21 protein-coding genes are annotated in these 21,300 nt (G+C 47.9%); 8 read left to right on the top strand and 13 right to left on the bottom strand.

Annotated elements, in window-relative coordinates:
* Positions 1-10 precede the first annotated feature (10 nt).
* The 5 genes from EZMO1_RS28005 to EZMO1_RS25335 all read right to left on the bottom strand — a co-directional run bounded on the left by EZMO1_RS28005 (position 11) and on the right by EZMO1_RS25335 (position 5,170).
* Positions 11-768, bottom strand: a protein-coding gene (locus tag EZMO1_RS28005; protein ID WP_420809906.1) for an IS1 family transposase whose coding sequence is annotated in 2 segments (ribosomal slippage) — positions 11-501 and positions 501-768 — 759 coding nt in all. Because the reading frame shifts where the segments join, the coding sequence is not laid out codon by codon here.
* A 58-nt stretch (positions 769-826) separates the two neighbouring features.
* Positions 827-979 (bottom strand): hypothetical protein, encoded by a 153-nt coding sequence (locus EZMO1_RS26560; RefSeq protein WP_187300050.1) that lies wholly within the window; start codon positions 977-979, stop codon positions 827-829.
* Positions 980-1,196: 217 nt separating this feature from the next.
* A complete protein-coding gene (gene fabV / locus EZMO1_RS05950; protein WP_034874783.1) occupies positions 1,197-2,399 on the bottom strand; it encodes an enoyl-ACP reductase FabV in 1,203 nt (400 codons plus the stop codon).
* Between the two features lie 228 nt (positions 2,400-2,627).
* Positions 2,628-4,040, bottom strand: a complete 1,413-nt coding sequence (locus tag EZMO1_RS05945; protein ID WP_051789768.1) for a TolC family outer membrane protein — start codon at positions 4,038-4,040, stop codon at positions 2,628-2,630.
* Between the two features lie 338 nt (positions 4,041-4,378).
* A complete protein-coding gene (locus EZMO1_RS25335) occupies positions 4,379-5,170 on the bottom strand; it encodes an IS5 family transposase (RefSeq protein WP_082211901.1) in 792 nt (263 codons plus the stop codon).
* Positions 5,171-5,504: 334 nt separating this feature from the next.
* On the opposite strand from EZMO1_RS25335, the gene EZMO1_RS05935 reads away from it, so the two are divergent.
* From EZMO1_RS05935 to EZMO1_RS05925, 3 genes are all read left to right on the top strand, one after another.
* On the top strand, positions 5,505-5,954 hold the full coding sequence (locus EZMO1_RS05935; RefSeq protein ID WP_034874785.1) for a DUF1249 domain-containing protein: 450 nt from the start codon (positions 5,505-5,507) through the stop codon (positions 5,952-5,954).
* Between the two features lie 84 nt (positions 5,955-6,038).
* Entirely contained in the window at positions 6,039-6,821 is a 783-nt protein-coding gene (gene cpdA / locus EZMO1_RS05930; RefSeq protein ID WP_034874787.1) for a 3',5'-cyclic-AMP phosphodiesterase, read from the top strand.
* A 147-nt stretch (positions 6,822-6,968) separates the two neighbouring features.
* The gene (locus tag EZMO1_RS05925; protein ID WP_034874789.1) at positions 6,969-7,184 is read left to right on the top strand and encodes a hypothetical protein; all 216 of its coding nucleotides are present in this window, start codon (positions 6,969-6,971) and stop codon (positions 7,182-7,184) included.
* A 77-nt stretch (positions 7,185-7,261) separates the two neighbouring features.
* Here EZMO1_RS05925 and EZMO1_RS05920 read toward each other — a convergent pair whose 3' ends face one another.
* A complete protein-coding gene (locus EZMO1_RS05920) occupies positions 7,262-8,029 on the bottom strand; it encodes an alpha/beta fold hydrolase (protein WP_034874791.1) in 768 nt (255 codons plus the stop codon).
* A gap of 365 nt (positions 8,030-8,394) precedes the next feature.
* Between EZMO1_RS05920 and EZMO1_RS05915 the strand changes: the two genes are divergently transcribed.
* Entirely contained in the window at positions 8,395-9,240 is an 846-nt protein-coding gene (locus EZMO1_RS05915) for a formylglycine-generating enzyme family protein (protein ID WP_051789770.1), read from the top strand.
* Between the two features lie 285 nt (positions 9,241-9,525).
* Positions 9,526-10,665, top strand: a complete 1,140-nt coding sequence (locus EZMO1_RS05910; protein ID WP_034874793.1) for a M20 family metallopeptidase — start codon at positions 9,526-9,528, stop codon at positions 10,663-10,665.
* A 685-nt stretch (positions 10,666-11,350) separates the two neighbouring features.
* On the opposite strand, the gene EZMO1_RS05905 is transcribed toward EZMO1_RS05910, so the two are convergent.
* Entirely contained in the window at positions 11,351-11,710 is a 360-nt protein-coding gene (locus EZMO1_RS05905) for a hypothetical protein (RefSeq protein ID WP_034874795.1), read from the bottom strand.
* A 450-nt stretch (positions 11,711-12,160) separates the two neighbouring features.
* On the opposite strand from EZMO1_RS05905, the gene EZMO1_RS05900 reads away from it, so the two are divergent.
* Positions 12,161-13,105 carry a transposase gene (locus EZMO1_RS05900; RefSeq protein ID WP_051789772.1) on the top strand — a complete coding sequence of 315 codons (945 nt, stop codon included), beginning with the start codon at positions 12,161-12,163 and terminating at the stop codon, positions 13,103-13,105.
* Positions 13,106-13,108: 3 nt separating this feature from the next.
* Here the strand turns inward: EZMO1_RS05900 and istB are convergent, their stop codons facing one another.
* Together istB and istA are read right to left on the bottom strand one after the other, a co-directional pair.
* Positions 13,109-13,864 (bottom strand): IS21-like element helper ATPase IstB, encoded by a 756-nt coding sequence (gene istB / locus EZMO1_RS05895; RefSeq protein ID WP_034875356.1) that lies wholly within the window; start codon positions 13,862-13,864, stop codon positions 13,109-13,111.
* Between the two features lie 10 nt (positions 13,865-13,874).
* Positions 13,875-15,407: an IS21 family transposase gene (istA, locus tag EZMO1_RS05890; protein ID WP_145912490.1), complete on the bottom strand. Its 1,533-nt coding sequence runs from the start codon at positions 15,405-15,407 to the stop codon at positions 13,875-13,877.
* Between the two features lie 72 nt (positions 15,408-15,479).
* Between istA and EZMO1_RS05885 the strand changes: the two genes are divergently transcribed.
* Positions 15,480-16,454, top strand: coding sequence for a transposase (locus EZMO1_RS05885; protein ID WP_082211904.1), 975 nt, complete (start codon positions 15,480-15,482; stop codon positions 16,452-16,454).
* A gap of 85 nt (positions 16,455-16,539) precedes the next feature.
* On the opposite strand, the gene tnpA is transcribed toward EZMO1_RS05885, so the two are convergent.
* From tnpA to EZMO1_RS05865, 4 genes are all read right to left on the bottom strand, one after another.
* Positions 16,540-16,968 carry an IS200/IS605 family transposase gene (tnpA, locus tag EZMO1_RS05880; RefSeq protein ID WP_034875589.1) on the bottom strand — a complete coding sequence of 143 codons (429 nt, stop codon included), beginning with the start codon at positions 16,966-16,968 and terminating at the stop codon, positions 16,540-16,542.
* A 346-nt stretch (positions 16,969-17,314) separates the two neighbouring features.
* Complete coding sequence (locus tag EZMO1_RS05875; RefSeq protein ID WP_034874797.1) at positions 17,315-18,148, bottom strand: thymidylate synthase; 834 nt, start codon at positions 18,146-18,148, stop codon at positions 17,315-17,317.
* Positions 18,145-19,005: a prolipoprotein diacylglyceryl transferase gene (gene lgt / locus EZMO1_RS05870; RefSeq protein WP_051789775.1), complete on the bottom strand. Its 861-nt coding sequence runs from the start codon at positions 19,003-19,005 to the stop codon at positions 18,145-18,147. The genes EZMO1_RS05875 and lgt overlap by 4 nt, the downstream gene beginning before the upstream one ends.
* A gap of 98 nt (positions 19,006-19,103) precedes the next feature.
* Complete coding sequence (locus EZMO1_RS05865; RefSeq protein WP_034874799.1) at positions 19,104-19,889, bottom strand: sulfite exporter TauE/SafE family protein; 786 nt, start codon at positions 19,887-19,889, stop codon at positions 19,104-19,106.
* Between the two features lie 304 nt (positions 19,890-20,193).
* Between EZMO1_RS05865 and EZMO1_RS05860 the strand changes: the two genes are divergently transcribed.
* The gene (locus tag EZMO1_RS05860) at positions 20,194-21,039 is read left to right on the top strand and encodes a lysophospholipid acyltransferase family protein (protein WP_034874801.1); all 846 of its coding nucleotides are present in this window, start codon (positions 20,194-20,196) and stop codon (positions 21,037-21,039) included.
* Positions 21,040-21,300: the final 261 nt, after the last annotated feature.

The following is a 21,300-nucleotide window of genomic DNA, read 5'->3' as shown; positions in this document are numbered from 1 at the left end:
GCCAGAACTGTTATATCGCGTGAATATTGACCCCAAACTCAACTTTATTAATCAATAATCCAATAACAATATCGTGCATCTTTTCGAGCTTTGAAAAACAAATTGTCTTTCTGGCCAACCGTTTAATCCAAGTCCGAAAATTAAGGTTTTTACGCTCTATCTTCTGAGTGTTTGCTTTACCAATAATATGCATGTTTTCATCAAGGTGTCGCTCATAGGCTCCCCAATCATCGGTGTAAAATTTATTAATACCAAATGGCTTCAGAAGTGTTTTGAGTTCTTTAAAAACTTCATCTTTCCGTTTTCCGAAAACATAAGCAAGCACGGTATTTGTAGCGTGATCAACAGCATACCAAAGCCAGCGTTGGTTCGATTTATCATGAACATACGACCACTGCTCATCTAGCTCAGCCTCTTGGCAGACAAGCCCTACATGAATAATTGCATCTGACTTGAGATCAATAGTTTGAATATTTGGGTTGACCTTTACCAGACCGCTTTCTTTTTTTTTAGAGTCTTTATTACTGTTGTCTTGCTTATTCCGAGTACTTTACTTGTATCCCTGATTCCGCTGCCATTTATTGCCATATCGATGATTTTTTCTTTAACGCCAGGCTCACAGGCCTTGTAGCGATATTCAAGCATGAAGGTTTTGATTTCACATTTGTCATTACAGCAATAGTATCGTGGAACATCATGAGTGCTGTATCCGAAAGGCCGAACTTGGTTACTGCCACATGTTGTACAGAGGACTTGCGTAAGGCACATTTTTAAACCGCATTTTTCAAAGTTGCCGAATGTCGTATTTTAGCAGACAGGGCTAGAATCACAGAACTGTGCCACTACCCTCACCTTCATAGTCTTCAAAGTGCTTGATTGGGCTGTGTTCCTGACGAAGAACGGCCAGTTTTTGCTCAAGCTGTTGGATAGCATGACAAGAAAAATTGGCGGCTTCAGCTAGTGGCTGACATACTTGCATCGGGGCGGCCTTTCACTGTTGCGGTATCTTTTACAGTAACCATCATAGCGGTGTTTGGCCGTTCCTATGTAAGTCCAGAGAAAATTTGTAGCTGCTGTATAAACCACGGACGGCAAGCCCAGAAAAAATGGTCAGTATGAGACTTTCACCCATACAAAATACAAAATACAAAAGAAGCTCCATCAGGAGCTTCAATTTAGAGTCTGCAAAAGACTTGTTAGTCAAGGGTGATTACATCAAACTCAACCGCCGGATTCACATCAGCTTCATAATCGATGCCATCCAGACCAAAACCAAACAGGCTCAGAAACTCTTCCTTGTACTCACGGTAATCCGTCAGTTCTGACAGGTTTTCATTGGTCAGCTGCGGCCACAGATCTTTACAGTGCTGCTGGATATTGTCACGCAGTTCCCAGTCATCCAGACGCAGACGGTTTTCGTCGTCAGTGGGTACATTGCCATCGGTGCGATACAGGCGGTCAGACATCATACGCCATACCTGTTCGATACAGCCTTCGTGCACACCCTCTTCGCGCATCTTCTTGAACACCATGGCAATGTAAAGTGGCATCACCGGAATGGCAGAAGATGCCTGGGTGACAACACTCTTCAACACCGCTACATTGGCTCCGCCATTAATGGCTGCCAGCTTGTCGTTCAAAGCGTTAGCAGCACGGTCCAGATCCATTTTTGCCTGTCCCAGTGCCCCGTGCCAATAGATAGGCCAGGTGATCTCGGTGCCAATGTAGCTGTAAGCAACGGTTCGGCAACCTTCAGCCAATACACCTGCTTCAGACAAAGCGCTCATCCACAGCTCCCAGTCTTCTCCACCCATTACTGTTACTGTGTCTTTTACTTCCTGCTCGGTGGCAGGCTCAACACTGGCTTCAAACAAAACGTCTTTGTTCGTATCAACCGCTGTTGCAGTGTAAGTTTGACCCATTGGTTTCAGGGACGAGCGGATGACTTCGCCGGTATCCGGCAGTTTACGCACCGGAGATGCCAGTGAATAAACGACCAAATCAATTTGCCCCAGATCTTCTTTGATCAGATCTACCACTGTTTGCTTGGCGGCATGGGAGAACGCATCGCCATTAATGCTCTTGGCGTACAAACCTGCTTCGTGAGCTGCCTTTTCAAACGCGGCAGAGTTATACCAGCCAGCAGTGCCAGGCTTACGTTCAGTACCAGGCTTTTCAAAAAACACACCAATGGTCGCAGCCTGACTGCCAAAGGCTGCAGAGATACGGGAAGCCAGACCATAACCACTGGAAGAACCGACCACCAGTACACGCTTTGGCCCCTGTTCAATGGCTGGCTGGGACTTAACGAAATCAATCTGATCACGTACGTTTTTCTCACAACCTGTCGGATGGGTGGTTGTACAAATAAAGCCGCGGGTCTTTGGTTTGATAATCATACGTTTTCCCTGATAAACAGTCCGACGTTCGCCGTAATAGAAAATAGTGCTGGCAAGAGTACCCTAAAGCTCAGGTCGCAGAAAGCCTGAGAGCGTGAAGCACAGTAACACCCTGTAAATGGAGGAGCTTATTTAAGCCTTATTGGTCTAAATATATTTATTCTAATTATTAAAAAGAATAAGCCCTCACTAAGAGGGCTTATCAGTCATACGTTTCATTCCGCTTTATTACTTGGCTCGACACTGAACAGGAATGGACATATCTTCAGTCTCTCCACCACTCACGATCCACTGGTTCAGATCCTGCAGATCAGTCGGGCTGAGAGTACCTGCCACCTGCTTCAGTTTCATGGTGTTAACAATGTAGTCGTAACGGGCATTCAGATAATCACGCTCGGCGCTGAACAGTTTCTTCTGGGCATCCAAGACATCGGTAATGTTGCGGGTACCCACCTCATAACCGCTTTGCACTGCATTCAACGCGCTTTCAGACGATACAATGCCCTTGCAGCGAGCATCCACACGATCGACATCGGAGTTCACTGTACGGAACAGGTTGCGGGTATTGGAGCTGGTTTCACGGAGACTCTTGTCGAAGTTCTGCTGGGCCGATTCCATCTGGTACGTGGCTTCACGAACGCGGGAAGACGTTGCACCGCCACCGAACAGTTCCATGTTGAACTGAATGCCAACAACCGTAGAGTCACCTTTACCCGTATTCAAACCGTTACCATCTGCACCTGGTCGTGTGCCTTTCGATGTATGATCGGAGTTGTAATTGTAACGGGCAAACGCATCGACAGTAGGAGCATGGCCCGACTTCTGAACCTTGATGTTCTTGTGAGAGGCTTCCAATCCTTCACGAGCCACCTGCAGGGCCAGATTACCGGACACTGCACTGTTTACCCAGTCGCTTGTGTTGGCTGGTACAGGGTGGTTAACCGGCATTGTCTTCTGCAATGCACCAATCTGAGTGATATCATGATTGGTAATCGTGCGCAGGGATTCATAGCTGACACTGACCTGGTTCTCTCCCAAAATCCGTGCAACCCGGGCAGCATCGTAACCGGCCTGAGCTTCCAGTACATCAGTTTCTGCGATCAGGCCCACATTGTAGCGTTCACGTGCCTGATCCAGTTGCTGTTTAACCGCTTTTTCTTCGGCAATGGCTGAAATCAGGCTGTCTTCTGCCCGCAGCACATTAAAGTAAGCTTCGGACGTGCGTAAAATCAGTGACTGTTCTTCTCCAGAGTAACGCAGCTCAGCCTGGGCACTGATGCTTTTCGCCTGATCATAACCGTACCAGTTCGCCATACGGAACAATGGCTGATTCAGGGTTGCTCCCCAGCCATGACTGTTACCATTGTTTTCCAGGTCTTTACCACCACTGACTTCGGAATTGGTCTTTGCGTACTGGGTGTTAGCCGACAGCGTAAGACTAGGCAGCAGAGTCGCACGACTCTGGGTTTTCTTCTCCTGAACAGCCTGCATGTCATAGTGAGCAGCTGCCAGTTGGGCATCGTTCTTTTGTGCCAGATTATACACTTCCAGCAGGTTGTATTCGGTTTCTGCGGCCTGAACATTCAAAATGGCGCCAGCCAGGGCCGCCAGCAGAAAACCATTAGGGGAAAATTTGGGCATTGTCTCCAATTCCTTGAATAAATGTGGGGCCGAGAGCAGGCATATAATGGATGGTGTGCTTCTGATGCTCAAGTTAAATCTTGGCAATTTACAGATTTTTACCTCGCTGTGAAAACACAGTTTACAAGAAATTGATACCGGAGGAGTTTTTTTTCATACAAGCGGCCAATACCATTCTTTTTATGCTTTTGAATAAGTTTTCTGTTTCAACCATCAAAACTGCAATTGTCGTTCATTCAAATCATTTAAACTATTTCAGAATACAAGGCATGTCGTTTAATGGCTTTAAATGGGCCTGTGACACACACCGACAACCTGTTCCGGTACTTAGAAGCTGTTCACGATCTTCTCAACAAGAGTACCAAAAAGGCTAAATTCGCAAATTGAAGGCTAGTGTTTAGCTTACGCTCGGTATTCTTCCATAAACGGCGGCAGTTTTCTATCCAGGCAAATGAGCGCTCGACTACCCAGCGCTTCGGGATGACTGCAAATGTATGAAGTTCACTCCTTTTTGCAACCTGCACGGTGGCACCCAATATTTCATCATTAGCATTGGCAAAAGGCTGGCCTGTATAGCCACCATCGACCAATACAGACTCGACCTTCGACAAGTATGGCCTATTGTCTTCAAAAGCTTTCAGTGCACCAGTTCTATCGTTTACATCTGCTGTAGTAATAGTAATTGCGTGAGGTAATCCCTGCGTGTCTACAACGATGTGTCGTTTAATTCCAGATACTTTTTTGCCCGCATCATAGCCTTTATTCAACGCATACGCTGTGTTTTTAACGCTTTGAGCATCGACGATAGCGAAGCTCGTTCTCTTCTGTCGTCCTTGCTTAGCCCGTTCTTCGGCAACCTGATTTTTTAAAGCCTGCTCGAGTAAGCTTGGTTCTTCGCCATAACGAAGTTCACTCCATTGCTGAAAATAAGAGTAAACCGTTCGCCATTTGGGAAAATCCTTTGGAATCATACGCCACTGGCAACCACTTTTAAGTAGGTAGAGCACTGCACAGAATACGTCGTAAAGATCGATAGTACGGGGTTTGGTTGTTTTACGAGCGCTTTCAAGAATAGGAAGAATAGGCTCAAACTGCTTGCGGCTGATATCACTGGGGTACGTTTGTCTCATTGGTCAAATTATGACGGAGACAAAAGATCATGAACAGCTTCTAAGACCTTTAGCCATAAGAGAGAAGTTGTTGAATCATGACAACCCATGAATCAACAGGATGTTTTCAAAAGCATTAAACAACTGCTTTGAAACATAAAAGTGATTCTAGATCACTTTATTACCCTGTCAAGAAATCCCCTGATGCTACAACAAGACAGCATTAAGACATTGATATTTCGTCGTATAACTTGTCAAACCAACGGTCTGTTAATACGTCTGATATCGCTCACCAAAAGTTGGCAGGATTTCTGCGTCATAGAGCCAGAACCCAAGTTCGACTATTCTTGGCTTTATGAATCAATCCCTGAAAAAACCTTCCTATAAGGTCAATCTGATTCGGCAACACTGCATCTGTGAAAGCAATTATCACAAGCTGCAGAAGCTTCTGCCAGACCTGAGCCAGCAGGATGAATACACACTGCTGGTCAGCCACTGCATGCATCAGGGGCGAATGCATTTCCAGGTACAGAACCGTGCACGCTATACGACAACGCTTCGCATTACCTTTGAAGCAGACTGGAGTCAATGGCTGGCACTGCCAACCATGCAGGTTCGCCTCTATCATGATGCCTCTATGGCTGAAGTGATCAGCGTACAGAAACTGCGTTACTTTGAACCGGTCTACACCTACCCCAATGACAAAATGCTGCTACCCGATGAAAAAGAGCAGCTGAATCGCTTTCTGTCAGAATGGCTGAACTTCTGCTTCAGCAGCGGTCATGTCCATCAGAAAATTATTTGATTCGTGGGCTGCTTCACGCTCGCCTGCCCATAAACCTGATACACTTCCGGACAGTCACATTGAACCCGTTGCCCAGAGCAAAGAATGAATCAAATCCGAGTTGTACAGATTTCTGATTGTCATGTATTCGGTCACCCCGATGGTCGCCTGATGGGAGTCGATACCCGTGGCAGTCTGCTTGATATTCTTGAAGATATTCGCCAGCAACTGAGCAACATTGACATCATCACGGTAACGGGCGATCTGAGCCAGGATGACAGTCAGACATCCTATGAATGGTTAAAGCAGCAACTTGATACCATGAACATTCCTTATTACTGGCTGGCTGGCAACCACGATATAACCGGGCTAATGCAATCCGTCTGCCCGAAAGCCATGGAAAAATCGGTTATTCATGGCAACTGGCAACTGCTACTGCTCGACTCCCATCTGGACGATGACATACACGGTTTTCTGCCTGACTCAGAACTCGATTATCTGGAACAGCAACTGCTCAAACACCCTGATTACCATGCCCTGATTGCCTTCCACCACCCGGCCTATACCATCAACAGTCCGTGGCTGGACAATATTAATCTGCATAACAGCGAAGCATTCTGGAAACGAGTGAGCCGGTACCCGAATGTCAAAGTGGTGATCAACGGCCATATTCATCAGGTACAGCAATGGAAAAAAGGCAAAATTCAGGTATTGTCAGCGCCCTCCACCTCGGTTCAGTTCAAACCGAAGTCTGACGATTTCTGCCTCGACAACGAGTCGCCAGGCTACCGCGTAATCGACTTGCAAGCCGATGGCAGCCTGAATACAGAAGTTATTCGTTTACAGGAATACACCCAATCCATAGATCTTACCTCGTCAGGCTATTGAAGGCACACATCTATATAAGCTTTTCTTATTAGCAAGATCCCCTGCTTGCCTAGATTTATTAATAGGAGCAATGGGGTTGGCCTTCATTCCTGTTGCGTTGTTCCTGAAGCTGTAAAGAAAGGAGTCTTTATGTCCAGGGTGAGGTCAATGCAGTACGACGACCAGGATCAAATCTATTGGGACGGCGGCCAGGAAGTCCGTAAAGCCCAGTCTGCAAAAGATCGCTGCAAGAAAAGAAAATCAAAGTCTATCAACCGTGGTATCGAGGAGTACTGGGAAAAACACCAGCTACGTCAAAATCTAGCCGACAGCTATGAAAACTATGATGATTTTGATGAATTTAATGACGAAACCTTACATTGAACCCAGCTAAGCCAAAAACAGTAAGGCCACCTAAACGGTGGCTTTACTGTTTTTGGTCTGAAAATAATCATCGTAGGTCATTCTTCAAAAAAGCGAATCAATGCATTTGTCACCAGATCCGGTTTTTCAGCATGAAGCCAGTGCCCTGTGCCATGGATGCTTCTTAAGCGGGCTTTCGGAAATAACCTGACCACCTCATCGCGATGCTCTGGCAAAATGTAATCGGAGTCACTGCCCTTGAGAAACAAAATGTCACCGGAAAAAGGTGTTTCAGTCTGCTGTCCTGAAAGAATCGCTTCGTAAGACTGCTCAATCACTGCCAGGTTCATTCGCCAGTCAAACATTCCGTCTTGTTTTCTGTACAGGTTCTTTAACAGAAACTGCCGGATATCGACCTCTGGAATGTACTGTGCAAGTAAAGCATCAGCATCATTGCGTTTGGTCAAAGCCTGAAGATTAATGGCTTTCAACCCAGCAAATACATCGTCATGCCGACGAACATTATACGTCACAGGTGCAATATCCAGCACGGCCACTTTGCGAACCCGTTCAGGGTAATGCAGTACCGCTTCCATAACGATCTTGCCGCCCATAGAATGTCCAAGTAAATGAGCCTGACCGATACTCTGGTCATCCATATATTCAATCAGGTCAGCAGCCATTTCAGAATAGGACATGGAAGAAGTGTGTTGCGAACGTCCATGATTGCGAACATCAATGCCGTGCACGCAGTAACTCTCTGCCAGTCTGCGATTGATACCGCCAAGGTTTTCCAGAGAACCAAACAGTCCATGAATACTGATCAGGTTGCTCCCTTGCCCTTGAGAGCGTGAATAGAGTTTCATACTGCCATTCCTGTAAGGATATCTGTTTAAAAGCAGCCTGCCACGAGAACAAACTTGCGAATAACATGACCTGCTTCAATATAAAGGCAAGGTTTATATTGGATAATAATTGCCTCAGGTTATATCAATCAATCCATCAGATAATAACAAATCAAAAATTTTGTGCCGAAAAAGCACTTTATCCATCAGAGAAAAATAGCGAGGCATTGGACAGATGATCAAGCCAGTTTATTTTCACCGACCCTACACAAAACCCATACAGCCTACACCAAACTAAAGGTGCACAACTTCAGCCAGCATACATAGCGACCAAATAAAGAGTTTTGAGCAAGTAACTGTTTACGCTGGAAACGGAGTTGTTACAAATGGATACTCATCAAGCTAACAAGAATAACGATCATGGTACGTATTTCCAAAACTATTATGACCCGGACATTTGCAGTCATTGCGGAAAAAAACTGGAGACCGGAATCCGGTTTTGCTCAAACTGTGGAACCCGGATAGAAAGCCAGGCCAGAGCCGCAGGCTCTTTATTCATTACTGATGACGACTTTGTCACAATCCCGTCCGGTATTTATACCATGGGTGAAGGCTACAGACTTTACCGTGTCTCTGTTTCCTCTTTTGAACTGATGAAAAAACCGGTTACCTTTGCCCAGTACAATGAATATTGCCGAATCACCGGAAAGCGTGTTCCTCCCAATGAAGGCTGGGAAGGCGACCAGCGCCCGGTGATCAATGTCAGCTTCTGGGACAGTCTGGATTTATGCGACTGGCTGACCGAAGAAACCGGGGAGCTTCACCGGCTGCCCACCGGTGCTGAATGGGAATACGCCTGTCGTGCAGGCAGTAACCATTACTTCAACTATGGTAAAAAACCCGACAGGCGTCTGATGCATTGCTGCGACAAGCACTTCAGGGGAGCCAGCAGCACCATTGAAGTTGGCAGTCTTGGTGCTAATTCCTGGGGGCTCTATGACATGCATGGCAATGTCTGGGAATCGTGCTCTTCCATTTACAGAAGTGATTATAACGGTCACGAACATATTGAAACTGGCTGCTCTCGTCTTAACCATCAACAACGGATTTTACGTGGTGGCTCGTGGGATAACTCTCCCGACATGTGCCATTCCGCCAGTCGCATGTATACCATGCCTGCCGACCGCGGCAACCACATAGGCATCCGGCTGGCCAGAGATATAGAGGGGTAGCATTTAAACACCCGCCGTGTGAGTGCAATCGAACATTCACTGCACTCACACTTCTTCTAAATGCCAGCTGCGGGCATACAAATAACCGCTAGCAGAAAACAGCAATCTAATCAGCTGAAGCAACCTCAAAAACATAGGGATTTCACCTACCTAAGCATTCATTAGCGAGTCAAAAACGTGTAAATAAAAGCACTACTCACTACTTTTTGACCCAGATCAAAAAGCGTACAGTTGGCAATTCATTACCCTTCACATGTTACTCATTCCAAAAGGGCTATATCCCGAATGACTGCTAAAGAATTCAATCTTGAGACCTACCTCGAAGCACTGAAGCCACTGGTTAACATTGACTGCGGTACCAGCACACCGGCAGGTGTTGCCAAAATTGCTGACATGATGACTGAAAAGTATGAAAGCATCGGCTGGCAGGTGGCTCGTGAAGACTTCGGCGAGCAAGTGGGTCCGGGTCTTCTGGTGACCAATAACCCAGACACTGATCAGTTTGACATCATGCTGATCGGTCACATGGACACCGTTTTCCCTGAAGGCACTGTCGCAGAGTGGTCTCTGACCAACGACGGCGAAAAAGCCTATGGTCCTGGCTGTGCCGACATGAAATCCGGCCTGCTGAATATTTTTCTGGCGGTTAGCTCTCTGCCAGCTGATGTTCTGGATCGTCTGAACATTGCCGTCGTGATGAATCCGGATGAAGAAACCGGTTCTACCTTCTCCGACAAGTGGCTTATGGCCATTGCTCAAAAGAGCAAATGCGTACTGGTCGCTGAAGCTGCCCGTGCCGACGGTTCTCTGGTTAAAGCTCGTAAGGGTATGGCTCATTACGTTGTCGAATTCAACGGTAAGGCCGCACACGCCGGTAATGAACCGGAAAACGGTGTATCTGCCATTACTGAACTGGCGCACTGGATCAGCACCCTGAACCAGGAAACCAACTTCGAAACCGGTACCACACTGAACTTCGGTACTGTTAGAGGTGGCACAGGTAGCAACGTTGTACCTGATTTTGCAGCGACCGATCTGGACATCCGTTTCTGGGACAACGATGCATACGCTGCTCTGGAAGAGAAAATTGCCGAAATGGTGGCAAACCCGTCTCTGGAAGGCATCAGCATCAACCTGACCCGCAAAGCTTACAAGCCTGCCTTCACACCAAACGCAGATTCTGAAAAGCTGATGGCTCTGATCGAAGAAACCGGTAAGGAAATTGATCTGCCGATCACCTGGCAAGCGGTCGGTGGTGGTTCTGACGCCAACCTGACCGGTTCTCTGGGTATTCCTACCGTTGACGGTCTGGGCCCGATTGGTGGTGCCATGCACAGCCGCAATGAATTCATGGTGCTGGATTCCATTGCCAAGCGTCTGGAACTGCTGCGCAATGTCATCATCAACATTGCTGAGCGTGGTTAATACCAAGCGCTGATTGTCAAAAAGCCCGCTGCACAGCGGGTTTTTTTATACCTGTTGGAACTATTTCAGAATTTCACGCTCTAAATGGCTTGGGTCTAGATGCAAGCCCTGTTGAAAGCAGAGATGCATGCACGGTGGCTAACTATTAAATAAGGATATTAAGGTAACGCGAAGGCCGACTTTTTCTGATTTACAACAAAGTCGGCCACCCGTTGATTTCCAAGGTCTAGAGGAAAATATATTGCACATCAGTACATCAAAAATACAGCAAAATCGACGCATTTGGACGACACATGTCTTTCGAAATGCGGCAAATTAATGTTGTAACATGGTGCTATTTTCTTATCTAAGCCTTGGGAATTCTGAAAAGTCCGAATTTTGGCATTTACAGTAAAAGTCGGTCTTCGCGTAAGGTAACAAAAAAATGGACTATACCCATCGCCTTTCAAGATGCTACGTTGCTGTCAGCGTTCGCTCACCCCGATCACCTACTACTCTTAGGCTCACGGGGCTTCACTCACTTGTCGCCTACTAGTAGCATCTTGAAATCCAATGGGTATATTCCAATGATTTTCGCTCCAGATCATACGAAGACTTAGGTTTTGAATTCGTCAGACATCCTGATACAACAGACAGAAGCTTTTCTGCGCCTGAAAGAATCAGTGTCATTAGTTTGCTGCTTTCCTTAGTGGTTCTTGCCGACCTGACCATTTTCAGTCTTCAAAGGTACTCGGGGAGGTGTGTTGTCGTTGCTGATTGCTGGCGAGACGCATTCAATGAAAGGGCTGAGGGCTTCAAAGCTCTGTCGCTGCTCTGCTTCTGTCATGATTTTGGATTCCCACGAAACATTGAATGTACCGCCTATTTTGGCCGGGGTTTCCTGAGTATCAATGGTTGTACTGTAATCCAGAGTGTATGTCTGATTCGCAGGCAGTTTTCCTGCGCAGCTGGCAATTTGCTGGGTCAGAGGTTGAGCCATAGTGCCATGATTGCTGCATCCCGCAATGAAAATAGCTACCCCCAGCACCGCAATACATCGAATCATTTTTACTCCTGTGCGTTAGCGTCAGGTTGACATTAGACTATGCCACAAACATAGCAATGATAAGCAAACCCTGAATACTGTGAAAAGCCCTTCCATCATGGTAGGCAGGGCTTATAGGGACGACATTAAGCGAAAGGCCTTGGCAAATAAGGCCTGATAGGCTCACAGGTGACAAGTCTTGCAAGGGCTTTCGCTCAGGTCGCATTATATGGCTCAACAGCAAAGTTCATGTTTATCCCAGTCATAGCTGTAGGCCTTGATTACCAAAGGATTGCTCTTAATGTCGTCCCTATGAGGCAAACCGGGCGTTCTGTATTAGAGTTGGTCTCAGGCGGTGCTGCTTAATGTCGTCCCTATGAGCTGAACTCAACAACCACCGGCTAAAGAGGGTGTCGCAAAACCCACCACAAGCCAGTAATCTGAATATAAAGTAGCTTTACCGGCTTCAGTATGACAGCAAGACCGCAAATCAAGATTAATACAGCTCCACAGCTCGATATTTTTTCAGGTGCAGCCAGTAGTCCGGATCACAAAAAACACGATAAGCCCAAAGGATCAGGCAACAAAACAGACAAACGACGTTTTGTTGCTCCCGACCCCAACGGCATCACCCTTGGCAACACTAACCTGAAAGAACACCTTGAGCTAACTGGTCAAAAAACACCTTTTACTGTTGCATCCCTTCTTGATGAGCAAGACTGGTCAGATTTTGAGCAAAGATATGCCTCAGAAGGTCGCCCTCCTTATTCACCCCGTAACATGATGGGTTTGATTCTCTATGGCATTATGCAGGGCATTACCTCGCTGAGAACTCTGGAGCGACTAGCTCGTGTTGATCTTGGCTGTATGTGGGTTACCGGTGGGATTTTTCCAGACCACGCCATTATTGGTCGCTTCATCAATATGCATAGCAAGTCCATGGGCGGTGCATTTTTTGAAAGCCTGACACGAGCCGTCCTCAAAAAGACGAACTCTGATGGTAGCTGTCTGGCTGGTGATGGAACGGTCATAGAAGCCGCCTGCTCAAGCTACAACCTGATGAAGCAGGAGGCTGCACAACAGGCTCATGAAACAGCACAAAAGCAAGCTGACAACCATCCAGACTGTCCTGAAAACAAAAAGAAACTGGAGATGGCCAGCAGTACTCTCGAAGCAGTTATTGAACGCAACGAGAAGCGAAAAAAGAATGGTAAATCAGGAAGTGCTGTCGTTAGCCCTACAGAGCCTGAAGCCGTTGTTCAAAAGATGAAACGGGGGCGAGGTTATACAACGGGTTACAAACCATCCGTGTTAGCCAATAACAAGCGGGTGGTACTGGTGCATATTCCGGTCAAAATGAACACCTATTCCGGAAAGCGTGAACACCTCCGCTTCCCTAAGCATTGCCTCTCTTAATTTTTAGCTTGGGTGTTCACGATCATCCAGTTTTGCCCTTGTTTTTCTCATGGACTCTCCTTTGAGTTTTATCCGGTGGGCGTTGTGGGCCAGTCGATCCAGAATGGCGTCGGCCAGGGTGGCATCACCAATACTGTCATGCCACTTTGAGACCGGTAGTTGACTGGTTACGATGGTAGAACTGTGGTTATGACGGTCATCCATAATTTCTAGCAGGTCATTACGCTGGTTCTGGCTGAGTGGCTCCAATCCCCAGTCATCAAGGATCAGAAGGTCAACCCTGGCTAACTGTTTGAGTTGTTTACTGTAACTGCCATCACCATGGGCAATGGTCATTGCCTCCAGTAATCTTGACGTACGGAAATAGCGAGTACTCAGGCCTCGCAGACAGGCACCATGTCCGAAGGCACAGCTCAACCAGCTTTTCCCTGTGCCGCAAGGGCCGGTAATCAGGAGGTTCTGTTTTCGTCTGAGCCAGTCACAGGTGACCAGTGTCGCCATCTGTGATTTGGTAATGCCCCGTGGCTGCTCATAGTCAATGTCTTCCAGCGTGGCAGACAGTTTGAACCGGGCTGCCCTGAGCAGTCTGGCCAGCCGTTTGTTGCTGCGGTCAGCGTCTTCCTGGTCGACCAGCAGGGCCAGTCGTTCTTCGAAGCTGAGTCCTTCGTAAGTGCCGGGTTGCTCCTGTTGCAGGGCAAGGGCTTCGGCCATGCCGCTCAGTCGCAGGCTACGTAACCGGGTCATCGTTTGATTGATCATATCCTGCACCTCACTGGAAGAAGCCTGCGCCACGGATGTTTTCATGGCTGCGTGTAACCCGTTCATTGTCGCTTTCCTGTGGCAACTCAATGGGTACCTTGTCCAGCCCGGATTTCAGGATGGAGCGTACATTGCCTACCCGACGGCCTCCGGTTTTGATAGCCCGGTCGCAGGCGGCGTTCAGCCGCTGTTGTCCGTATTCACGCTCAAGGTTTAACAGTCCAAGGCAAGCCCGGTAAGCCTGCTCCTGGTGCTGCTTGCCGTCCAGTAACTGTCGGGTAAACCTCAGAACATCCGGCCCCAGCTTTTGCGCCCAGCGCAACAGCCGCCCCGGTGTCCACTGTTGCTGTTTCTGGTGGCGTTTCGGCATATGCTCCGGCTTGGTGGTGAAACCTCCGGCTGCGTATTGCCGGACATGGCTGGTGACCGGCTTGCCTTTGTAGAGGATCTGGACAGTATTATGGCTGCCACGGATTGCCACCTGCTCCCTGACCAGCTGGTGTGGCACGGAGTAGTAATGGCTGCTGAACTGCACGTGATAGTCAATGTTGACCCTGGCCATCTTGAACTCAAGGTACTCATAAGGCTGCCTGGGCAAGGGAGACAACGCAGGCCTGTCTAGCAACTCAAACTGGCTGCGCCGGCAACCGGGCAGCTGTTTGAATGGCCGGTGGTTCAGGTCTTCCAGCAGGCGTCGTATTTCCCAGTTCAGTTCTGACAGGGAGAAGAACGTTGTATGACGCAGACGCATTAAAATCCAGCGTTCCACCAGTTGTACACCGGCTTCTACCTTGGCCTTGTCTTTTGGCTTGTAAGGGCGTGCAGGCAGAATGGAGCAGCCGAAGTGTTCAGCCATGTGCTGGTAACTGCGGTTAATCTCCGGATCATAACGGCAGGCCTTGGTCACAGCACTGCGCAGGTTGTCCGGTACCAGCATTTCGGGAACTCCGCCAAAGAACTGGAACGCCCGGACCTGAGAACCAATAAAGTCTACCGAACCCTGGGTCCAGGTGGCTTCTGCGTAGGTATAATTGGACGCTCCCAACACCGCCACAAAGATCTGGGCAGGTGATGTCTCGCCCGTTTCCTTGCTGGCAATGGGAACAGTCAGCCCGGCGTAATCCACAAACAGCTTCTCGCCGCCCTTATGCTGTTGGCGCATAGAGCGTTTCTGCTTCTTGCACCACTCGTTGTAGCGGTGGCAGAACTGACTGTGGCTGTAGGCATTGTGGGGGTAAACTTCGCAGTACTCTTCCCAGAGCAGCTGTTTGGTCATGCCCTTACGCTTAAGGCTGCTGTGAACCTCCGTCCAGTCGGGTTCGATAAAGCCCTGGTGTTTGCGGTTTGATGTCTCAGGCGACAACCGGTTTATCAGGGCAGAGTCGTCCATATCGTCTGGCAAAGGCCAGGACAGCCCGGACTTTTCAAATAACTTCAGATACTTGCTGACCGCCCCGGTACTGACTCTGGCGCTGGCGGATATTTGCCGGGTAGACAGGTTGCACTCGTGGCGGAGTCGAAGGATTTCCCGAATTTTTCGCATTGATAGCCTCTTTTCCTTTGGCATGGCCGTTTTCCCTGTTGTTGTGGAATAAGGAAAAGCGGCACAAGTTGAATGAAATCAATGCTTAAGGAGAGGATTTTGGTTCTTTCCGGGGATGATTCCGGTGTCGTGAACACTTATTCCGGCTTCGTGAACGGTGATTCCGGAAATTCGCAAAAAGTGTTCACGATAAAGCGGAATGGGTGTTCACGGTTTTGCGGAAAGAGCGTTCACGATAAACCGGAGTGGGTGTTCACGGGAGGCCGGAATATGCAACTGGCTCAGGCTGTTGATCCCACCAATGAAACAACTGTCGTAAGTCCAATGCTTGATCAGTCAATGCAGATCACGGGCAAACCAGTAGATGAAATGCTTCTGGATGCTGGTTACTTCAATGATGAAGTCATTTCAACCAGTCTGGAACGCGACATCAGCCTGCTATGCCCTGAGGGTAAAGAGCCAGGCAAGCCCAAAGAATCCAAAAAGTTCCAGAAGGGACATTTTTATTATGATGAGACTAATGACGTTTATCGTTGCCCTGCAGGAAAAGAGCTGGTTCTCATCGGGCAGATAAAGGGAAGCATTCGCACAAAAGAGCAAAAGATATATGGCAATGGACCGTGTGAAGGTTGTCCTCTCAAAGATCAGTGTACGACCAATAAGAAAGGGCGCCGCATAAAACGCTATGCGATGGATGATGCCAAGGATGCACTGAGGCAGGTTATGCAGCACCCGAAAGCTAAAAAGTCTTTCAGCAAAAGAAAGGCGATGGTTGAGCCTGTCTTTGCCTATTTACGGGATATACAGGGGTTAAACCGTTTTCGTCGCAAGGGGTTGGAGAAAGTTAAACTGGAGTTTGGCTTACACCTGCTGGCCTATAACCTGAGCCGGGCTGTAAAAGCCAGTTTTCAAGCTATTTTCAGGTACAACAGGATTCTCTGGTTGTACTTTGAGCGGTATCAGCCATTTGACAGAAAATGGGGCAGCTGGGAAAGAGGTCCAGTGAAGCGTCATTCTTTGCAGAGAAAAGTGCTTCACTGGGTTTAAATTTTGGCTTTTAAGACACCCTCTAAAGCCGGAGGGTTAGTATTACGGACTGAAAGTCCGGATACGCGTCAAAGACGCGTTGAAGCTAATCCTCAGTCCTGAAGTTATCATCTGCTCTTGGCTCAAAATGATGCTCCAGATACTCTTTGATCATATTCTCTGTCACTTCTCCGGAAGTGACGCAAAAATACCCTCTTGCCCAGAAATGTCGTCCCCAATACCTTTTTCTGAGATCAGGAAAGCTCTCAAAAAGCTTGATCGAAGTTCGCCCCTTTATCCGCCTCATGATTTCACTTGGTGCCATATTTGGTGGGGCAGAGAGCAAAAGATGTACATGGTCTTTACTGATTACGCCTTTGAGAATATCAAGTTCAAAAGCTTTGCAAGTTTCCCTAATCAGCTCCCTTGCCCTGTAGCCAATGTCACCACCAAGAACTTGGTAACGGTACTTGGTGACAAACACAAAATGATACTGAATTTTGAATACTGTATGACTGCAGTATCTGTAGTCCACTGCCTTACTTCCACTCCGAGTGTGAGCCAACAAACTATCACAGCTAAAGCTGACCGGCTAAAGCCGGTGGTTTTAACCTTTTAGGTGACTAATAAAAGGGTATTTTGATCAGTACCTCAATCAATCAGAAAGTACTGACAAATCGCTGTCAGTTCAAGGTATTCAAGACTTGATTGAGGGGTTACTTTCTGGCTTTTTGTGGCAGGAAAGCTGTCTTAAAGAGGCTCCCAAAGAATTAGTCTCAGAACTGAGAGAGAAGTTGGATAAGCTAAAGGCCGCCCGTTAAAACTCGCCATGCAATGCAAGGTTCAACACAATTGTTGAACCTTGCATGAATCTCTCAGCATTAAACCGACACAGCCGCCTTAATATGCGGATGCGCCTGATAATCCACCAGCTCAATATCATCCATGGTGAACTCGAACAGATCCTTAATCATCGGGTTCAGCTTCATGGTCGGCAGTGGCAGAGGTTCACGGGACAACTGTTCATCCACCTGTTCCAGATGATTCGAATAAATGTGCGCATCGCCAAAGGTATGCACAAAATCGCCCAGCTCCAGATTGCAGACCTGGGCAATCATCATGGTTAGCAATGCATAAGATGCAATGTTGAAAGGCACTCCCAGAAAGATATCCGCACTGCGCTGATACAGCTGGCAAGACAGTTTGCCATCCAGCACATAGAACTGGAACAGACAATGACAGGGTGGCAGTGCCTGTTTGCCTATGGCGGCATTCTCTTTGGGTGAATGCTTCACGTCCGGAAGCACCGTCGGGTTCCAGGCGCTGATCACCAGACGACGGGAGTCAGGGTTAGTTCTGATCTCATCCAGCAACCACTGAATCTGATCGACTACTTCACCCTTTGGTCCTTCCCAGCTGCGCCACTGTTTGCCATACACCGGCCCCAGGTCGCCGGTTTCTGTTGCCCATTCGTCCCAGATACGAACGCCATTCTCTTTCAGGTAACCAATGTTGGTATCACCTTTCAAAAACCACAGCAATTCATGGATGATGGAACGCAGGTGGCACTTCTTGGTGGTGACCAGCGGAAACCCCTCCGCCAGATTAAAACGCATCTGGTAACCAAACACACTGTACGTGCCGGTGCCGGTACGATCGGTTTTAAACGTGCCATGTTCTTTCACATGACGCAGAAGATCCAGATACTGTTTCATTTCTTCAGTCCGTTTTTAGCCGCTGGGTGCTGTTTCAGCCAGGCCAGATCGTCTTGATTCTGACCATTCACCAGAGGGTATTTTGAGTAACCAATAACCATAAATGCTACACCCAGAATAATCATAGGGGTAGATAGCAACTGCCCCATGGTCAGCCAGTCAAAGGCAATAAAGCCCAGCTGTTCGTCAGGCTGGCGTACAAATTCAACGATAAAGCGCCCCAGACCGTAGATAATCAGAAACAGTCCTGACACGGCCATTCTCGGGCGTGGTTTGGATGAGAACCACCAGAGCACTGAAAACAGCACAACGCCTTCGATAAAAAACTGATAAAGCTGGGAAGGGTGTCTTGGTAATTGGGACGGGTCGGTGGGAAAGACCATTGCCCAGGGGGCATCACTCACGCGCCCCCAGAGTTCACCACCAATAAAGTTGCCAATACGACCGGCACCAAGGCCCAGAGGCACCATGGGGGCAATAAAGTCGGTCATCTGGAAAAAGCTTTTGCCCTGTTTTTTACCAAACAGGTACATGGCCACCAGCACACCCAGCAAACCACCGTGAAACGCCATACCGCCTTCCCAGACCCGGAACAGCCAGAGAGGGTCTCTCAGGAAGTGGTCAAAATTATAAAACACTACATAACCAAAGCGCCCGCCGAGAATAACGCCAATGGCAGCATAAAACACCAGATCACCAATCTGTTCTTCGCTCCACAATCCGTTGGATTTTCTGGCGCGGCACACTCCCAGCCACCAGGCTGCGGCAAAGCCAACCAGGTACATCAATCCATACCAGCGAATGCTTAATGGTCCAAGGCTGAATAGAACGGGGTCAATATCAGGGTAAGGGATCACGGGTGATTCCAGTTCTCGGTTAGATGATTAGATAGAAAAAGCAAAAGCTTACAGAATACCGGATGCCAAGTATATCTGCCTTACGGAGTCTTTGAAGGTTAAGGAATAAGAAACTCGGCACCCACCAGCAGCAGAAAAACGGCAAACAGCTTCTGCAGTACATCGGTGGATAAATGATGCGCCAGCTGAGCACCGAAACGGGCAAATAGCATGCTGGTCAGCACAATACCAAGAAACGCCGGCCAGTAAACATAACCGGTTGTCATCGCAGGCAACAGGTCATTGCCCTGCCCCATATACATATTCGCCAGTGCGCCCATCAGGGCAATAGGCAATCCACAGGCGGCTGAAGTGCCCACCGCATTATGCATCTCCAGATTGCTTCGGCGCAAAAAGGGTACCGACAACGTGCCACCACCAATCCCGAAAATACTGGAAGCCCAGCCAATAAAAATACCCGCACTGACAAAAGTGGGTCGGGATGGAATAAGGCTACTGTCTCTGGCTTTGAAACCTATCCACATTTTCATTGCAATCAGGATGGCAAAAACACCAATCGCTTTTTGCAGCACTTCCCCTGTCATGTGGATAGCGGTGTAAACGCCGAACCATGCACCGAACAAGACTCCGGCCGACATCAGAACAAAAATCGACCATCGCACAGCCCCTTTGGCATGATGGGCACGGATGGAACTAAGCGATGTGACAACGATAGTAGCCAGAGAGGTACCCACTGCGAGGTGAGTCAGAATATCCGGTGAAAGCCCCTGAATTTCAAAGCTGTAAACCAACACGGGTACAATGATAAGGCCGCCACCAATACCAAACAGTCCTGCCAGCGTGCCTGCCAGTGCTCCCAATATCAAATAAGACAGAAATATCATGCAACCATCCTGACTGGCCTATCCACAACAGCAGTGAAAAAGTCCTGAAGAGTCCTTTACCAAAGTACCTGAAACCTGAAACCGTTAACCCGCTACGGACACAGTGGAGAACTCAAGATAAGCCGGAAAGTTCAAAAAATTTAAATTAATCAGTCTATTATCGGCTAGATTCCGGCTTTTATAACCACTCTGGTGACACCGGAACCGATTTTTTCAGCCATTTTTTATCGATCGAATTATGACTTCTGGTCAGAATATCTTACACTTTTTAGTCTGTGCAATAAGTACTAATTAATATAAATATATGTTTACAAGCTGGAAGGAAGTCACAGCAGAGCGAACGATTACGGCACTTTCATACCTGCCAGATGCCTTCTGGGGTGGTTTTTGCCAATTCGGTGCCCGACTGCTGGATCGGAGCAAAGGGCATATTGCAAGGGCCGCCATCCAACGGGCACTACCCGATATCAATCCCTGCCGTCGAGACCAGATCGCCCGCGCAGCCGCATGGCACAGCGTGAATTATGCGCTGGCACTTCCGCGCTTAAAACATATCCCCTATCGGCTACATAATCTGGCGACGGTTCAGGAGGCCAATGCCGAGAACCGGGGCATTATTATCATTTCACTCCATACCGGCGCACCTGATCTGGGCACTATGGCGCTTACTCAGGCAGGTATAGACACCAAAACGGTGATAGGTGCAGGCAAACAGAGTCCATGGCTCAACAGGTTCGGTCGCTTTGCCCTGCAGCGAGCTGGTGTTCAGTTCATCCAGCGTGGCAACCCTACCGCTGTATTGCAGGCTGTTAAAAAGAAAACTGCTGTGTTTCTCTACAGCGACATGCGCTCTAAAGAAATGCCTGTGACCTTTTTCGGTCAGGAAACATCGGCGCCTGCGAGTGGTATCTACACTGCCCTGCTGAACAAGTCACCCATCCTTTTTCATTACTGCACCCTGTCTGACGATGGCGAATGGCAACTCTGGTTCGAGCGTTATGAGCCGGTACACAAAGACACCCGAAATGACAGTGTTCAATATAATCTCCAGCAGCTGATACACAAAATGGAAGCTGTTATCAGGGACAACCCCGAGTTATGGATATGGCATTACGACCGGTTCAAACTGAAAAAAGAAGTCCAAAAATAAAAGGCAATTAAAACAGTGGCTGAAAACGTATTCAGCCTGTTTTCTTCACCTTGATCCGCAGCAAACCATCTGATTTCACTCCATAAAATCTATAGACATTTGTACCTACAGCCTCTATAAAGTGAGATACAGAGACCTGATACGTACCCACTGTCGTCAGGTTCCTGAGATAACAAATGCGCCCTGATGATTAAAAAAAATAACTAGCACAAATAACTATAAGTAGTACGCCGAAAGGCTCGCTAGAGGCCAGGCGGGGGA

The sequence above is a fragment of the Endozoicomonas montiporae CL-33 genome, assembly GCF_001583435.1.
GTDB lineage: Bacteria > Pseudomonadota > Gammaproteobacteria > Pseudomonadales > Endozoicomonadaceae > Endozoicomonas_A > Endozoicomonas_A montiporae.
This window is presented reverse-complemented; position numbering and strand designations above follow the sequence as displayed.

What these genes read in the sequence shown, in the direction of transcription:
- EZMO1_RS26560 (WP_187300050.1), bottom strand. Translation starts at nt 979, where the DNA reads ATGCAAGTATGTCAGCCACTAGCTGAAGCCGCCAATTTTTCTTGTCAT.
- fabV (WP_034874783.1), bottom strand. Translation starts at nt 2,399, where the DNA reads ATGATTATCAAACCAAAGACCCGCGGCTTTATTTGTACAACCACCCAT.
- EZMO1_RS05945 (WP_051789768.1), bottom strand. Translation starts at nt 4,040, where the DNA reads ATGCCCAAATTTTCCCCTAATGGTTTTCTGCTGGCGGCCCTGGCTGGC.
- EZMO1_RS25335 (WP_082211901.1), bottom strand. Translation starts at nt 5,170, where the DNA reads ATGAGACAAACGTACCCCAGTGATATCAGCCGCAAGCAGTTTGAGCCT.
- EZMO1_RS05935 (WP_034874785.1), top strand. Translation starts at nt 5,505, where the DNA reads ATGAATCAATCCCTGAAAAAACCTTCCTATAAGGTCAATCTGATTCGG.
- cpdA (WP_034874787.1), top strand. Translation starts at nt 6,039, where the DNA reads ATGAATCAAATCCGAGTTGTACAGATTTCTGATTGTCATGTATTCGGT.
- EZMO1_RS05925 (WP_034874789.1), top strand. Translation starts at nt 6,969, where the DNA reads ATGCAGTACGACGACCAGGATCAAATCTATTGGGACGGCGGCCAGGAA.
- EZMO1_RS05920 (WP_034874791.1), bottom strand. Translation starts at nt 8,029, where the DNA reads ATGAAACTCTATTCACGCTCTCAAGGGCAAGGGAGCAACCTGATCAGT.
- EZMO1_RS05915 (WP_051789770.1), top strand. Translation starts at nt 8,395, where the DNA reads ATGGATACTCATCAAGCTAACAAGAATAACGATCATGGTACGTATTTC.
- EZMO1_RS05910 (WP_034874793.1), top strand. Translation starts at nt 9,526, where the DNA reads ATGACTGCTAAAGAATTCAATCTTGAGACCTACCTCGAAGCACTGAAG.
- EZMO1_RS05905 (WP_034874795.1), bottom strand. Translation starts at nt 11,710, where the DNA reads ATGATTCGATGTATTGCGGTGCTGGGGGTAGCTATTTTCATTGCGGGA.
- EZMO1_RS05900 (WP_051789772.1), top strand. Translation starts at nt 12,161, where the DNA reads ATGACAGCAAGACCGCAAATCAAGATTAATACAGCTCCACAGCTCGAT.
- istB (WP_034875356.1), bottom strand. Translation starts at nt 13,864, where the DNA reads ATGATCAATCAAACGATGACCCGGTTACGTAGCCTGCGACTGAGCGGC.
- istA (WP_145912490.1), bottom strand. Translation starts at nt 15,407, where the DNA reads ATGCGAAAAATTCGGGAAATCCTTCGACTCCGCCACGAGTGCAACCTG.
- EZMO1_RS05885 (WP_082211904.1), top strand. Translation starts at nt 15,480, where the DNA reads ATGAAATCAATGCTTAAGGAGAGGATTTTGGTTCTTTCCGGGGATGAT.
- EZMO1_RS05875 (WP_034874797.1), bottom strand. Translation starts at nt 18,148, where the DNA reads ATGAAACAGTATCTGGATCTTCTGCGTCATGTGAAAGAACATGGCACG.
- EZMO1_RS05865 (WP_034874799.1), bottom strand. Translation starts at nt 19,889, where the DNA reads ATGATATTTCTGTCTTATTTGATATTGGGAGCACTGGCAGGCACGCTG.
- EZMO1_RS05860 (WP_034874801.1), top strand. Translation starts at nt 20,194, where the DNA reads ATGTTTACAAGCTGGAAGGAAGTCACAGCAGAGCGAACGATTACGGCA.